We start from the raw sequence: 13,340 nt of genomic DNA on the forward strand, positions 1-13,340 counted from the left end.
GGAGAGCCGCGCGTGACCGATATCGACGACATTCTTGACGAGGCCCGCGACGCCGCCGGCGACTTCCTCAACGCCAACCAGCGCGACATCGGTCATGTCATCCTCGGCGTGGCGGTCACCGTCGGTTTCGCCCTCGGTGCCACGCTTCTGGCGCGGACCACCATCCGGCCGCGGCCGATGCATCTGGCCGACGACGACGCCCCGATCACGGAGCGGCCGCGCGGGCCGCTGAGCCTGATCCTGCCGGCGGTCTTTTCGGTCACCACCCTGTCGGCTGTCCGGGTCTGGAACGCGCCGGCGCGGCCGGAGCGGACGACGGCCATGGGTCTGTGGGCGGCGGCCCAGGCGCTGAACGCCGTCTGGATTGCCATGCGGCCGGCCAGTCGTGGACTGCAGATCGCGGCCGCCATGTCGTCCGCCGGCCTCGCGGCCGCCTTTGCCCACGAAGCACGCAAGCTGGACAATCGCGCGGGCAAGCTGGCCGCGCCCAGCGGCGGATCGGTGCATCTGGCCAATCTGGTTCAGGGCAAGTCGAGGGACCAGGCCCCGACCGTTCACTGACCCGCGCCTTGCCGGATCACGCCGCATCCTCTAGGGACTGCGCCCGTTCGCGCGCCATCGCAGGCTGCGCCCAATCCCTTCCGAGACACCCATGGCGAAGATCAACGGCAACACCATCAAGCCCGGCATGGTCCTTGAGCACAACAAGGGCCTGTGGGTCGTGACCAAGGCCAGCCACGTCAAGCCCGGCAAGGGCGGTGCCTTCGCCAACGTCGAGGCCAAGAACCTCGAGACCGGCAACAAGCTGAACGAACGCTTCCGGTCGGAAGACAAGGTCGAGCGCGTGACGCTGGAACAGAAGGAGTTTTCCTATCTGTACGAGCAGGGCGACGCCCTGGTGTTCATGGACGACCAGACCTACGAGCAGACCGAACTGCAGAAGGACTGGGTCGGCGAGGACCGTGTCGCCTATCTGCAGGACGGCATGAAGGTCACGATCGAAATGCACGAGGAACGGCCCATCGGCCTGACCCTGCCCGATCAGGTCACACTGGAAGTGGTCGAGACCGAGCCGACCGTGAAGGGCCAGACCGCCTCGTCCTCCTACAAGCCCGCCATCGCCAACAATGGCGTCCGCATCATGATCCCGCCGTACATGGGCGTGGGCGAGCGGATCATCGTCGACACCACGACCGGCGAGTACGTCCGCCGCGCCGAATAGGCCCGACCGACAGCACGACCCGGAGGCGCGATCCTGCGCCTCCATGACCTTCTCCGATTGTCCGGGCTGACGCCTTTCAAGGACCTTCGGACCAGGAGATCCCCATGGCCCTCGCCTCTGCCCTTCTCACCGTCATGCTTGACGCGGTCCGCAAGACCGCCCGCCCGATGCTGCGCGACTTCGGCGAGGTCGCCCAACTGCAGGTGTCGCGCAAGGGCCCCGGCGATTTCGTCACCGCCGCCGACATCAAGGCCGAGGACAGCCTTTACGAACTGCTGATGAAGGCTCGCCCGGGCTACGGCTTCCTGGGCGAGGAGCGCGGCATGATCGAGGGGACCGACAAGTCCCACATGTGGATCGTCGACCCGATCGACGGCACGACAAACTTCATGCACGCCATGCCCCATTTCGCCATCACCGTGGGCCTGCAGCGCACCGCACCGGACGGCTCGTCCGAGATCGTCGCGGGCGTGACCTACAATCCGGTGATGAACGAGCTCTTCTGGGCCGAAAAGGGCAAGGGTTGCTATCTGAACGACCAGCGCATCCGCGTCGCCGGCCGCCGCGACCTGTCGGAAAGCCTCATCGCCACCGGCCTGCCCTTCATCGGCAAGGCCGGCCATGCCCAGTCGATCAAGGACATCCACGCCATCGGCCAGCGGGTCGCGGGCATCCGCCGCCTGGGTTCGGCCGCGCTAGACTTCGCCTGGGTCGCGGCCGGACGGTACGACGCATTCTATGAGCGCAACCTCCAGCCGTGGGACGTGGCGGCGGGCATCCTGTTCGTCACCGAGGCCGGCGGCGTGGTCACCACCATCGACGGCGAGGGCCGGCCCGAGACGGGCGCACAGATCCTGGCGACGAACTCGGAATTGCATCCGCAGCTGCTGAAGGTGCTACGGGGCTAGGCCAATCGCTTCTGTCTCAAGGGGAGAAGGAACGCGGTCACCCGATCAGCGACCGGGCCGCCGCCCGGGCCTCGTCCGTGACCACCGCGCCCGACAGCATGCGTGCGATCTCTTCGCGACGAGCGTCGTCGTTCAATGCATCGACCGTGGTTGTGGTCAGGCCGCCGGCGTCGGACTTGCGCACCTTCCAGTGGGCGTGGCCGCGGGCGGCGACCTGGGGGCTGTGGGTGACGACCAGCACCTGGGCACCCGTCGACAGCCGTTCGAGGCGGGCACCGACGGCCGAGGCCACGGCACCGCCGACGCCCTGATCGACCTCGTCGAAGATCATCACCGGCTGGCGCTGATCCTCGCGCCCGGCCAGCGCCGCCTTCATGGCCAGGGCGAAGCGGGCCAGTTCGCCGCCTGACGCAATCGCGTCCAAGGGGCCGAAGGCGGTGCCGGCATTGGTGGCGATCTCGAAGCGGGTGGTTTCGACCCCCAGCGGTCCGCGGCGTCCCTCTGTCACCGGCTCGAAAGCGACGCGGAAGCGGGCGCGATCCAGCTTCAGCGGGCCCAGCTCGGTCATGACCGCAGTGGTCAGGCGATGGGCGGCGGCCTCGCGCGCCGAGGTCAGCAGCATGGCGGCGACGTCATAGGCTTCGCGCGCAGCCGAGGCGGCGCGTTCGGCGACGCTGATGGCTTCGGCCCCGTCCTCGATCAGCCGCAGCTGGTCGCGGAAGCGGACGCGCAGCACGGGCAGGCTCTCGACCGAGGTGTTCAACTTGCGGGCGGCGGCGCGCAGGGCGAACAACCGCTCCTCGGCCTTGTCGAGGCGACCGGGCTCGAAGTCGAAGGCGTTGGCCGCGGCGTCGACGCAGGCGATGGCCTCCTCGGCCTCTACCAGGGTGCGGTCGATGGCCTCGGCGGCGGCGGAGAGCTTCTGCATCAGGGGGTGTTCGGGGTCCGTGCCCGCCTGCCCCGCCCGTTGCCGCGCGTGTTCAACGGCGCGCAGGGCCGCCGACAATTTCTGGGCCAGCTTGTCGCCGCCCAGCTGAGTGCGGGCATCGGCCAGATCGCCGATGGCCTTTTCCGCCGCCCCGAGGATGGCGCGCTCCCCGGCCAGGTCCGTTTCCTCATCGGCCCGGGGATCCAGTTCGTCGAGGTCGGCTAAGTTCTGCGTCAGCTCCTCAGCGCGCGAGGCGGCGTCAGCGGCGGCGGCCTTGAGATCGGAGACGGTGCGGTCGGCGACCTTCAGACGCTCGGCGGCACCGGCGACGCCGAGAAGCTGGGGCTGGAGGCCCCCGTAGTTGTCCAGCAGGGCGCGGTGCGTCTTCCAGTCCAGCAGGCCGACGGTTTCATGCTGGCCATGCACCTCGACGAGGGCCTGGCCGATCTCGCGCAGGGCGGTGACGCTCGCGGGCTGGTCGTTGACGAAGGCGCGACTGCGGCCGTCAGCAGCCACGGTGCGGCGCAGAATCAGATCTTCGCCCGGCGCGACGTCGAAGCCGCGCTCGGCGATCATCTCGATCAGGGCAGAATCGTCGGGGGCCGTAAAGACGGCGGTGGCAGAGGCCTGTTTGGCGCCCGCGCGCACCAGGCCGGCGTCGGCGCGTGCGCCCAGCGCCAGACCGAGGGCGTCGAGGATGATCGACTTGCCGGCCCCGGTCTCGCCGGTCAGCACGGTCAGGCCGCCCTCGACCTTGAGGTCGAGCGCCTCCACCAGCACGATGTCGCGAATGGAAAGGGCGGTCAGCACGGGCCCGCTCCCTCGCGGTTTACGGGACTGACGGCGCAGGGATCAGGGTGAGGCAAAGCGAATCGATCTCTCTGGCGACGCCGGAGAATGCTGGCCTTTCGCCCCCCGGGTAAAGCCCGAGGTTAGCGGAACATATCGGAAACGTCAGCCCGGGATGATCCGGCGCAGCCAGCTTTCGCGCTGACCGGTCGGTGAGACGTCGGGCTGGCGACCGTCTTCGGTCAGCAGGGCATAGGCCTCGGCGTACCAGGGGCTGCCCGGATAGTTGAAACCCAGAACCGCGCCGTTGCGGGTCGCCTCTTCCTTGAGGCCCAGCATCAGATTGACCTCGACCAGACGGTATAGAGCCTCGGGCGTGTGCGAGGTGCGCTGGAAGGCTTCGTTGTCGATGACCGCCTTGTAGCGGTTGATAGCGGCCAGAGGCTGGCCGGCGCGCTGGTAGTAGCGTCCGATGGCCATTTCCTTGCCGGCCAGCTGGTCGTTGACCATGTCGATCTTGACCGTGGCGTCGATGGCGTAGGACGTGCCGGGATAGCGACGCTGAACATCCTTCAGCCCGTCCAGCGCCGCCTGGGCATAGCCCTGGTCGCGGCCCACGTCGGTGATCTGTTCGAAATTGCACAGCGCCTTCATGTAGAAGGCATAGGGCGCACTGGGATTCCCGGGGAACAGCTGGATGAACCGGTCCGAAGCGGCGATGGCCTCGGCATAGTTGTTGTTCTGATAGTAGGCGTAGATCTGCATCAGGATCGCGCGACGCGACCACTCCGAATACGGATGCTGGCGCTCGACCTCCTGGAAATAGTCGATGGCGTCGGCCCAGCGCTTGCTCTGCATACGCTGGTAGCCCGTGTTGTAGAGCGCCTCGACCGGGCGCTCCTCATAGGCCAGGCGCGGACGATTGGTGCGGCCCGAACAGGCCGAGATCGTCAGGGCCGAAACAGCCACGGTGGCCAGGATCAGGCCGGCGCGGAACTTGAAAACAGGCAAGGACGACCTCAAAATGATAGCCGGCGGGCGCGAACCCGTCGGCGCCCCCGAAAACGAGACGCGATCTCTACACCAGCGGACTCGTCTGCGCCAATGCGCGAAGACAGCCTTAAAAACACGCGCCGCGCCTTGTGGCGGAGCCGTCCACTGGTATGTAGCGCGCCAGCGCCACGGCGGCATTCTCAGCCCGGCGATGACGGCGAAAGGATGACCGGACATGAAGCTGCTCTCTGGCAATTCAAACCGGACCCTGTCCCAGGCCATTGCGGCCCACCTCGACATGCCCCTCACCAAGGCCCAGGTGAAGCGGTTTGCCGACAATGAGGTCTTCGCCGTCATCGAGGAAAACGTCCGCGGCGAGGACGTCTTCGTCATTCAGTCGACCAGCTATCCGGCCAATGACAACCTGATGGAGTTGCTCATCATAACCGACGCCCTGGTCAGGGCATCGGCGAGGCGGATCACGGCCGTCATGCCCTATTTCGGCTATGCGCGGCAGGACCGGAAGACCGGCGGGCGCACGCCCATCTCAGCCAAACTGGTGGCCAATATGATCACGCGGGCGGGCGCGCACCGCGTCCTGACCATGGACCTGCACGCGGGACAGATTCAGGGCTTCTTCGACATTCCGACCGACAACCTCGTCGCCACGCCCGTGCTGGCCCAGGACATCAGGGATCGCTACCCGCGCGGAGATGACCTGATGATCGTCTCGCCCGATGTGGGTGGCGTGGTCCGCGCGCGGTCGCTGGCGTCGCGGCTCAATGCGGATCTGGCGATCGTCGACAAGCGCCGTGCGCGCGCCGGCGAAAGCGAGGTCATGAACATCATCGGGGATGTGGAGGGCCGGCGCTGCATTCTGTTCGACGACATCGTCGATTCCGGCGGGACTCTGGTCAACGCCGCCAAGGCCCTGATGGACAAGGGAGCCACGGAGGTTTCCGCCTATATCAGTCACGGCGTGCTGTCCGGCCCGGCCGTCCAGCGCGTGACCGATGGCCCGCTGAAGGAACTGGTCATCACCGATTCCATCGAACAACCTCACGAAGTTCTGACCTGCGGAAAGATCCGCACGGTTTCGGTCGCGCCGCTGATCGGCGAAGCCATCCGACGGATCGCCAACGAGGAATCGGTCTCCAAACTGTTCGACTGACCTACGAACATTTGTCCGGACCGCCTCAAAATGGCCGGTCGGACGTTCTCTGCTCCACGACAGTCAGTCGAGGAGATGTCATGCATCCGGCCACCATGCGCCAAGGCCTTTCGCTTGCCGCCCTGTGCGCGGCCGCGCTTCTGGCGGGCTGCGCCTCGGGCAAGGCCGAGGCCGAGGCGGAGGCCATCCGTGTCGCCGCCGAAGCTGCCGCGCTGGCCGCCCGCACACCCCCCGCGATCAGCCTGAACCAAGACGTCGCCCGGGACGCGGCGGTCTATCTGGCGTTCGCCCGTGACCTCGCCACCCTCCGCGGAGGCTTCGAAAGCCCCGAGGCGATTCAGGCCGCCCTGCGCAAGGGGTCGGCCTATGATCCCGGCCAGATCTCCCGGGGCATGGTCGCCTATGCCTCGATCGTGGCACTTCAGTCGCCCGACTTCGTGGCCGGCGTGAACCAGTACGGCGTCAATCCGGCCGGCCGGCAGAAGATGATCGCCGACATCGTCGCCGACCCGCGCACGGCCTCCTACCTGCCCGGCGCGGATGTGGCAGCGGGTCTGATCATGGCCGCCCTGGACGTCGACATTGACGCCCTGAGCGCCGCGGCCAACTCGATCGAGAATGACGCCTACGCCATTCAGGCCGACGGCCGCAGATCCTGGGCCATCGCCCACGTCACTGACCGCGAGGTCCGACTTGCGGGTGCCAAGGCCCTTTCGGGCCAGCCCATGTCGCCGTCCGCGGCAGAGACAGCCCGCCTGTTTGCAGCCGCCAACACCGGGGGTGGACTGGGCGTCTCCGCCGGTCGCCGCCGTCAGCCCGCCTTTCCGCCCGTGGTGACCAATGCCTTGGCGCTGGCTGCCCTCGCCGCCCTCGGTGCGGGCGGCGAGGATGCGCACGCCAATACGGTCGCCCTCCAGTCTGAGCCGACAAGCCGCAACTGCCTGAACGAGTCAAAGCTCAACCTGTACCAATGCCTTGCTGCGTCGCGGCCGAACTATGAGGACATGTTCTGTGTCGGCCGCCATATCGTGCGCGACCTGGCCACCTGTACGCGTGCTGCCGCTCTTCCCGCCGCCACCGTCACGGTTTCGGATGTGGTGCCGGCGGACGATGCACCGTCGATCATTGTCACGGCTCCGCCGGACCCGCCCCGGCGCTCGCCGGTGTCTCCGACCGAACAACTGAACATCGGGACAGGGACGCCTGTTCCGCAGGGTCCATCCGGCGACTGATCCGGCGATCCTCCACGACGCTGTGGCTGGCGGATTAGTGATCGGCAAACGATTCGCGGCGCGTTATAAGGCATCTGGAGTTTCGGCGCCCCGCCACGGCGTCGTGCGTGTCCTGGGGAATTTCGCATGTTCATGGCCTACCCGCGCCGCGGCCTTTCGCTTGCCGCCGCCGCCGCCGCTTTTGTCCTGGCCAGTTGCGCCACGCCCGAGCCGGAACCGGCTCCCGCACCCCCGCCGCCCGTCGCGCCCCCCCCGGCCGTCAGCCTGAATGAAGGCGTGGCCCAGGCCGCCTCCATCTATGTCGCCTTCATGCGCGAGGCTGCCACCATCCGCGCCGGCTTCGACAGCGCCGAGGCCATCCAGGCCGCGATCCGCAAGGGCGCGTCCTATGAGCCGGCACAGCTCTCGCGCGGCATGATCGCCTATGGCTCGATCCTGGCGCTGCAATCGCCGGAATTTGTGCAGGGCGTCCGGACCTACGCCGTCGATCCCGCCCAGCGTCAGCAGATGATTGCCCGAATCCTTGCCGATCCCGCCACGGCCGCGACCTTCCCGGGTGCCGACGCCGCCGCGGGGCTGATTGTGGACACCATCGGTCGCGATTCGGCGGCGATGCTGGTCATTGCCGACGCCGTCGAGGGCGACGCCTACACGATCCAGGAGCGCAACGACCCCCGACGCCGCTGGGCCACAGTGCATATCGCCGACCGGGTCACCCGTCTGGAGGGTGCCAAGGCCCTGTCGGCCGTGCAGATGCTGCCGTCGGCTGACGAGTCATCCCGTCTGTTCGCCGCTGCCAACAACGGTTCCGGGCTGGGACTCGGTGCGGCCCGCTCGGGACCGCCCTATACTCCGGCCGTCGTGCGGTCTCTGGCCATCGCCGCCCTCGCCGCCCTGGGAGCCGGGGGAGAAGAGGCCCGTGCCAATACCGAAGCCCTCGCGGTGGAGCAGAACAGCGAATTCTGCCTGAACATGTCCAAGCTGATGCTGTTCCAGTGCCTGGCCGCATCGCGGCCCAGCTATGAGGACATGTTCTGCGTGGGCCGTCACGTGGCGCGCGACTTGGCGACCTGCACGGCCCAGAACATCACCCCCGCGCCCGTGGATGTGCCCCAGACGGCGGTTGCCGGGGGCGCGCCCGATGCCACAGCCGTCCAGACGCCTGTGGCTGCGGAAGCGGCGGCGGCGTCCGTCTCGGCGACGGCGGCGTTGAACAACAGCCGCTGAGCCGTCAACACGCGGTGCGTCAGGCTGTTGCGTCCCGGTGCGCTTGCGTGTAATGACCCGCGCTCTTGAATTCAGGGTCCCTAGACCCCGCCGCGAGGGCTGACTGGTCAGCGCGGCGTTTGTGTTGTTGAGGCGAGGCGATGGCCGAGATCATTCTGAACGTGGACGTCCGTGATGGCGTCGGCACCGGTGGCGCACGCGCCGCGCGTCGTGCGGGCATGGTCCCGGGGGTACTGTACGGCGGCGACAAGGCCCCCGTCGCGATTTCCGTGAACGAGCGCGACTTCCGCAAGTCGCTCTACACGGGCAAGCTTCTGGGTCACCTGGTGACGCTGAAGTATGGTGACGAGAGCCAGCCCGTCATCGCACGCGACGTGCAGTTCGACCCCGTGTCGGACCGTCCGCTGCATTTCGACCTGATGCGCGTCGACGAAAAGCAGACCATCAAGATCGAAATTCCGGTGCACTTCATCAACCAGGACCAGTGCGAAGCCTTCCGTCAGGGCGGTTCGCTGGAAGTCGTGCGTCACTCCGTCGAGGTGAAGGTTCGCGCCGATCACATCCCGGAAGACCTGATCGTCGACCTGGCCGGCCACAAGATGGGCGACACCATCCGCTGGACCGACCTGAAGGGCACGGAAGACGTCGAGCCGACGATCACCGACCGTGATTTCGTGATCGCCTCGATCAAGACGTCTTCGGCCGCCATCTCGGCCGCCGCCGACGAAGCCCACGATGCGGAAGTCGCCGCTGAAGTCGAGGCCGAGGCCGCCGAGGTCGAAGCCACCGAACAGGGCGAAGCCGCCACGGAAGACACCGCCGAGGGCTGATAGCCTCTCGACAACCTGCTACTGGAGCGGCCCCATCCGGCAACGGACGGGGCCGTTTCCTTATCCGGACCTCGCGCCATGATCATCATCGCCGGCCTGGGCAATCCGGGTCCCAAATATCAGGGTAACCGCCACAACATCGGCTTCATGGCCGTCGACGAGATCGCCTCGCGTTGGCGGTTCGGGCCAGAACGCGCCAAATTTCAGTCGGTGATCCGCGAGGGCGAGGTCGAAACCGCGACCGGGCCGGTCAAGGTTCTGCTGATGAAGCCGCAGACGTTCATGAACGAGAGTGGTCGGGCGGTCGGCGAGGCGGCGCGCTTCTACAAGGTCCAGCCATTGGCTGTGATTGTCTTCCACGACGAGATCGATCTGGCTCCGGGCCGGTTCCGCATGAAGACCGGTGGCGGGGCGGCGGGCCAGAACGGTGTCCGTTCACTGATCAGCCATCTGGGCGCGGACTTCCGTCGAGCGCGCATGGGTGTCGGTCATCCCGGAGAGAGCCACCTGGTCATGCCGCATGTGCTTGGCGACTTCCAAAAGGCCGACAAGGCCTGGCTGGACCCGATGCTTGCCGCTGTGTCTGACGCCCTGCCCTTCGCCCTGGGTGGAGACGATGAGCGGTATCAGGCCGAAGTCATGCGTCTGGCTCCGGCCCCGAAATTCAGCCCGCGACAAGCGGCTCGCGGCGAGGACTGACCGCCGCCTTGTCTGACGTCGCGCGCCCGGATAGACCGCGCCCAGCCTTCAAGGACACCGCCATGTTTCTCCGCGCCCTCGTCTCTGCCGCCGCCCTGCTGACGCTCGCAGCCTGCAACTCCGGCGACCGAGCGCCCGCGCCTGGCGCACCAACGGTCCAGGTCGCCGACGCCCTGTGTCGACCGACCCCCAGGGGCCGGCAGACGACCGGCTGCTACATGACGCTGACAGCCAGTGGCGCGGACCGGCTGGTTTCGGTCGAAAGCCCGGACGCCAACATCGTCCAGATCCATGAGAGCCGCATGGAGAGCAATATGATGATGATGCAGCAGATGCGGGACGGCATGCCTCTGGCCGCCGGACAGGCCACGGCGCTGGCACCGGGCGGCAATCATCTGATGCTTCTGGGCGTCAAGGAGCCGCTGGCCGTGGGCGACACAGTCACCCTGAAACTGATCTTCGCCACGGCGGCCCCCGTCGAGGTGACGGCGACGGTCGCACAGCCTGTGGCATCGGAATACGATCAGACCACCGCCCACTGACAGCTCTGTGACGCCCGAGCCTGACAAACGGGCCGCGACCGGCTAAAGGCTCGCGCTCATCCATTTGTATTGCCGCCGTCAGCGGACCGGACCCTGCGTCCACCCGCTGATCAGGCTTCAGGAACCGCCCCCCGCCCATGGCCCTTAAAGTCGCGATCGTCGGCCTGCCCAATGTCGGCAAGTCCACCCTGTTCAACGCCCTGACCAAGACGGCGGCGGCACAGGCCGCCAACTATCCGTTCTGCACCATCGAGCCGAACACCGGCGACGTGGCCGTGCCAGAGCCGCGGCTGGACGTCCTGGCCTCGATCGCCGGGTCGAAGGAGATCATCCCCTCGCGGATCACCTTCGTCGACATCGCCGGCCTCGTGCGCGGCGCATCCAAGGGCGAGGGCCTGGGCAACCAGTTCCTGGCCAACATCCGCGACTGTGACGCCGTGGCCTTCGTGGCCCGCTGCTTCGTCGACGACGACATCACCCACGTCGAGAACCGCATCGACCCGATCAGCGACCTCGAAATCATCGAGACCGAGCTGATGCTGGCAGACCTCGAAAGTCTCGAAAAGCGCGTCGTCAACGTGGAGAAGAAGGCAAAGGGCGGCGACAAGGATGCCCAGCAGACCCTTCGCCTCATCAACCTGGCCCTGACGCCGCTCCGCGCCGGCAAGCCCGCCCGCGTGGTCAAGGTCGACAAGGAGGACGAGAAGGCGTGGCACATGCTGCAGCTGCTGACCTCCCTCCCCGCCCTCTATGTGTCGAACGTCGACGAGGACTCGGCCGACAAGGGCAATGAACTGTCCGACCAGGTCGCCACGCGCGCGGCCGCCGACAACGCCAAGGCCGTGGTCATCTCGGCCAAGATCGATTCCGAACTGGCCGTCCTGGACCCCGCCGAGCAGGCCGAGTTCCTTGAAAGCCTCGGTCTGGCCGAGCCGGGCCTGAACCGTCTGATTCGCGAGGCCTATGCCCTGCTGGGTCTGCAGTCCTATTTCACCGTCGGCCCCAAGGAAGCGCGGGCCTGGACCATTCCCATCGGGGCCACGGCCCCTCAGGCCGCCGGGGTTATCCACACCGATTTTGAAAAGGGCTTCATCCGCGCCGAGACCATCGCCTTCGATGATTTCGTAACGCTGAAGGGCGAGGCGAAAGCGCGCGAGGCCGGCAAGCTGCGCGCCGAGGGCAAGGCCTATGTCGTCAAGGACGGCGACGTGATGAACTTCCTGTTCAACTAGGCGGGATCACCACAGGTCTCGGCACCGGACAGCGGGCCAGGCTGACGACCGCGCTGTTCCGGTTCAGCCAGGTCAGTCGCATATTGTCGCCCTGGACGTTCATCCGCACCCGCTCGCTGGAGGTCTGGCCTTCGGCGGCGCAGGCCAGGGAAACCTCATATCCGTCAGCCACCTGGCTGACGGATACAATCCCGCAGCTGTTCTCATAGCCCTCAAAGCGCGTGGTGCTGATCGCGATCGGCCGCTGCGCACCGGCGGGATTGATGCACCAGGCGCGGTTGGCGGCCCACAGGCCGATGAAGGTCTGGGGGCCCGAGCCCGGCATGATCGAGCCGACGCCCGGCGGCGGGGTCGGGGGCGGTGCCTCGGCCTCGGGCGTGTTGATCGGCGCGGCGGGCGCTGTCGGAGGATTGACCCCGGACTGGCCGCAGGCAGCGAGGGCAAACAGGGTGAACGGAAGGGCGCGGTGCAGGATCATACTTGGCAAACGCGGTTCCGCAGCGACGGCTCCATGCCTCGCGTCGATCACGAATTCGCGGTCACGCTTGCATCCGCGGCAAGAGTTTGCGACCGGTTCGCTTGTGTCGAGAACAAGGGGGCGTCCCGCATGACTCAGAACACCAATCCATGGGCGGTCCAGGTGGACCCGCTCGCCCAGGACATTGCCGCTGTGCTCAAACGCATGGGCGGTTCGGCCCACCAGCGCGATGTGGTTCAGTGCGTGGCGGCGATGAAACGCCAGCGTGGTGAGACCGTGGCGCAGGACCTGGCGAACAGGATCGTCGAGGTGTTCGAGAAATACCGCGACCTGTTCTTCCAGCCCTTCGGTGAAGGCTCGATGCGCTGGGCGCTGCAACCCGGCGTCGCCTGAACCCATCCGCCCGGGCAAACGAAAAGGCGCGCATCCGGGAGGATGCGCGCCTTCGTCGTTTCAGATGCCGTCAGCCTTTAGAAGCGGCGAACATAGCTCAGGCCGTAGGTGTCGAGTTCACCGCCGTTGTCGTCGGTGAAGTCGCGGCGGGTCCAGTCGGCGCGGACGCCGTTGCGGCCGTCGAAGAAGTAGTTGGCACCGGCGCCGTAGTTGACGCTTTCGCCGTCCTCGGTGGCGGTGAAGCCCGCGACATCGGCCTTGATCCGGGTCGTGCCGTAGCCGACGCGACCGAACAGTTCGAAGTTCGGGCTGATCGGCAGGGTACCGACCACATAGGCGGCAGCGTCGTATTCATGGGACAGCTTGCCGTCCACGCCGCCGACCGAGATGTCGTCATCCTTGACGCCGAACGAGGCTTCGCCCTCAACGCCGACATAGCGGTTGAATTTGGCGTTCAGACGGCCGGTGATAGCACCCAGGTCGGCGTCGTCGCCGTCGAGCACGGTGTAGCCAACCGAGCCGGTTACTTGCGGTGCAGAGATGGTTTGAGCCATGGCCGGCGCTGCGAGAAGAGTCAGGGCAGCCGTGGCGAGAAGAACGTTACGCATTTTTGTATCCTACAGATGTGGCAACCAACGGCTGCCAGCCCCATCCAGCGGAGACACAAATAGGTCGGCGCACGCTCCGTTCCAGAGG

General features: G+C 66.9%; 15 protein-coding genes. 11 read left to right on the plus strand and 4 right to left on the minus strand.

Features of this window, described 5'->3' with window-relative positions; genetic code table 11:
* Nucleotides 1-12 precede the first annotated feature (12 nt).
* The 3 genes from ACP7AS_RS04910 to ACP7AS_RS04920 all read left to right on the plus strand — a co-directional run bounded on the left by ACP7AS_RS04910 (nt 13) and on the right by ACP7AS_RS04920 (nt 2,130).
* Entirely contained in the window at nt 13-561 is a 549-nt protein-coding gene (locus tag ACP7AS_RS04910) for a tryptophan-rich sensory protein (RefSeq protein ID WP_426027744.1), read from the plus strand.
* A 91-nt stretch (nt 562-652) separates the two neighbouring features.
* A complete protein-coding gene (gene efp, locus ACP7AS_RS04915) occupies nt 653-1,222 on the plus strand; it encodes an elongation factor P (RefSeq protein ID WP_426027745.1) in 570 nt (189 codons plus the stop codon).
* A gap of 104 nt (nt 1,223-1,326) precedes the next feature.
* Complete coding sequence (locus tag ACP7AS_RS04920) at nt 1,327-2,130, plus strand: inositol monophosphatase family protein (protein ID WP_426027746.1); 804 nt, start codon at nt 1,327-1,329, stop codon at nt 2,128-2,130.
* A 37-nt stretch (nt 2,131-2,167) separates the two neighbouring features.
* Here the strand turns inward: ACP7AS_RS04920 and recN are convergent, their stop codons facing one another.
* Both recN and ACP7AS_RS04930 read right to left on the minus strand, forming a co-directional pair.
* Nucleotides 2,168-3,868: a DNA repair protein RecN gene (gene recN / locus ACP7AS_RS04925; RefSeq protein WP_426027747.1), complete on the minus strand. Its 1,701-nt coding sequence runs from the start codon at nt 3,866-3,868 to the stop codon at nt 2,168-2,170.
* Between the two features lie 144 nt (nt 3,869-4,012).
* A complete protein-coding gene (locus ACP7AS_RS04930) occupies nt 4,013-4,870 on the minus strand; it encodes an outer membrane protein assembly factor BamD (RefSeq protein WP_426027748.1) in 858 nt (285 codons plus the stop codon).
* A gap of 205 nt (nt 4,871-5,075) precedes the next feature.
* On the opposite strand from ACP7AS_RS04930, the gene ACP7AS_RS04935 reads away from it, so the two are divergent.
* From ACP7AS_RS04935 to ychF, 7 genes are all read left to right on the plus strand, one after another.
* Nucleotides 5,076-6,011, plus strand: coding sequence for a ribose-phosphate pyrophosphokinase (locus ACP7AS_RS04935; protein ID WP_426027749.1), 936 nt, complete (start codon nt 5,076-5,078; stop codon nt 6,009-6,011).
* 80 nt (nt 6,012-6,091) lie between these two features.
* The gene (locus ACP7AS_RS04940; protein WP_426027750.1) at nt 6,092-7,243 is read left to right on the plus strand and encodes a hypothetical protein; all 1,152 of its coding nucleotides are present in this window, start codon (nt 6,092-6,094) and stop codon (nt 7,241-7,243) included.
* Between the two features lie 126 nt (nt 7,244-7,369).
* Nucleotides 7,370-8,470 carry a hypothetical protein gene (locus ACP7AS_RS04945; RefSeq protein WP_426027751.1) on the plus strand — a complete coding sequence of 367 codons (1,101 nt, stop codon included), beginning with the start codon at nt 7,370-7,372 and terminating at the stop codon, nt 8,468-8,470.
* 140 nt (nt 8,471-8,610) lie between these two features.
* Complete coding sequence (locus tag ACP7AS_RS04950; RefSeq protein WP_426027752.1) at nt 8,611-9,300, plus strand: 50S ribosomal protein L25/general stress protein Ctc; 690 nt, start codon at nt 8,611-8,613, stop codon at nt 9,298-9,300.
* Nucleotides 9,301-9,378: 78 nt separating this feature from the next.
* On the plus strand, nt 9,379-9,999 hold the full coding sequence (gene pth, locus ACP7AS_RS04955; protein ID WP_426027753.1) for an aminoacyl-tRNA hydrolase: 621 nt from the start codon (nt 9,379-9,381) through the stop codon (nt 9,997-9,999).
* 62 nt (nt 10,000-10,061) lie between these two features.
* Nucleotides 10,062-10,541 carry a copper chaperone PCu(A)C gene (locus ACP7AS_RS04960; RefSeq protein ID WP_426027754.1) on the plus strand — a complete coding sequence of 160 codons (480 nt, stop codon included), beginning with the start codon at nt 10,062-10,064 and terminating at the stop codon, nt 10,539-10,541.
* 137 nt (nt 10,542-10,678) lie between these two features.
* On the plus strand, nt 10,679-11,773 hold the full coding sequence (gene ychF / locus ACP7AS_RS04965) for a redox-regulated ATPase YchF (RefSeq protein WP_426027755.1): 1,095 nt from the start codon (nt 10,679-10,681) through the stop codon (nt 11,771-11,773).
* Here the strand turns inward: ychF and ACP7AS_RS04970 are convergent.
* The gene (locus ACP7AS_RS04970; RefSeq protein ID WP_426027756.1) at nt 11,766-12,251 is read right to left on the minus strand and encodes a hypothetical protein; all 486 of its coding nucleotides are present in this window, start codon (nt 12,249-12,251) and stop codon (nt 11,766-11,768) included. The two genes, ychF and ACP7AS_RS04970, sit on opposite strands and share 8 nt — an antisense overlap.
* Before the next feature lie 129 nt (nt 12,252-12,380).
* Here ACP7AS_RS04970 and ACP7AS_RS04975 point away from each other — a divergent pair, with 129 nt between their 5' ends.
* Entirely contained in the window at nt 12,381-12,644 is a 264-nt protein-coding gene (locus tag ACP7AS_RS04975) for a hypothetical protein (protein ID WP_426027757.1), read from the plus strand.
* A 77-nt stretch (nt 12,645-12,721) separates the two neighbouring features.
* Here the strand turns inward: ACP7AS_RS04975 and ACP7AS_RS04980 are convergent, their stop codons facing one another.
* Nucleotides 12,722-13,252 carry a porin family protein gene (locus ACP7AS_RS04980; RefSeq protein ID WP_426027758.1) on the minus strand — a complete coding sequence of 177 codons (531 nt, stop codon included), beginning with the start codon at nt 13,250-13,252 and terminating at the stop codon, nt 12,722-12,724.
* Between the last annotated feature and the right edge of the window lie 88 nt (nt 13,253-13,340).

The sequence above is a fragment of the Brevundimonas sp. TWP2-3-4b2 genome, from assembly GCF_049897345.1.
Lineage (GTDB): Bacteria > Pseudomonadota > Alphaproteobacteria > Caulobacterales > Caulobacteraceae > Brevundimonas.

Excerpts from the sequence above, each read along its gene's own strand:
- efp (WP_426027745.1), top strand. The coding sequence starts at position 653 with ATGGCGAAGATCAACGGCAACACCATCAAGCCCGGCATGGTCCTTGAG.
- ACP7AS_RS04920 (WP_426027746.1), top strand. The coding sequence starts at position 1,327 with ATGGCCCTCGCCTCTGCCCTTCTCACCGTCATGCTTGACGCGGTCCGC.
- ACP7AS_RS04935 (WP_426027749.1), top strand. The coding sequence starts at position 5,076 with ATGAAGCTGCTCTCTGGCAATTCAAACCGGACCCTGTCCCAGGCCATT.
- ACP7AS_RS04940 (WP_426027750.1), top strand. The coding sequence starts at position 6,092 with ATGCATCCGGCCACCATGCGCCAAGGCCTTTCGCTTGCCGCCCTGTGC.
- ACP7AS_RS04945 (WP_426027751.1), top strand. The coding sequence starts at position 7,370 with ATGTTCATGGCCTACCCGCGCCGCGGCCTTTCGCTTGCCGCCGCCGCC.
- ACP7AS_RS04950 (WP_426027752.1), top strand. The coding sequence starts at position 8,611 with ATGGCCGAGATCATTCTGAACGTGGACGTCCGTGATGGCGTCGGCACC.
- pth (WP_426027753.1), top strand. The coding sequence starts at position 9,379 with ATGATCATCATCGCCGGCCTGGGCAATCCGGGTCCCAAATATCAGGGT.
- ACP7AS_RS04960 (WP_426027754.1), top strand. The coding sequence starts at position 10,062 with ATGTTTCTCCGCGCCCTCGTCTCTGCCGCCGCCCTGCTGACGCTCGCA.
- ychF (WP_426027755.1), top strand. The coding sequence starts at position 10,679 with ATGGCCCTTAAAGTCGCGATCGTCGGCCTGCCCAATGTCGGCAAGTCC.
- ACP7AS_RS04970 (WP_426027756.1), bottom strand. The coding sequence starts at position 12,251 with ATGATCCTGCACCGCGCCCTTCCGTTCACCCTGTTTGCCCTCGCTGCC.
- ACP7AS_RS04975 (WP_426027757.1), top strand. The coding sequence starts at position 12,381 with ATGACTCAGAACACCAATCCATGGGCGGTCCAGGTGGACCCGCTCGCC.
- ACP7AS_RS04980 (WP_426027758.1), bottom strand. The coding sequence starts at position 13,252 with ATGCGTAACGTTCTTCTCGCCACGGCTGCCCTGACTCTTCTCGCAGCG.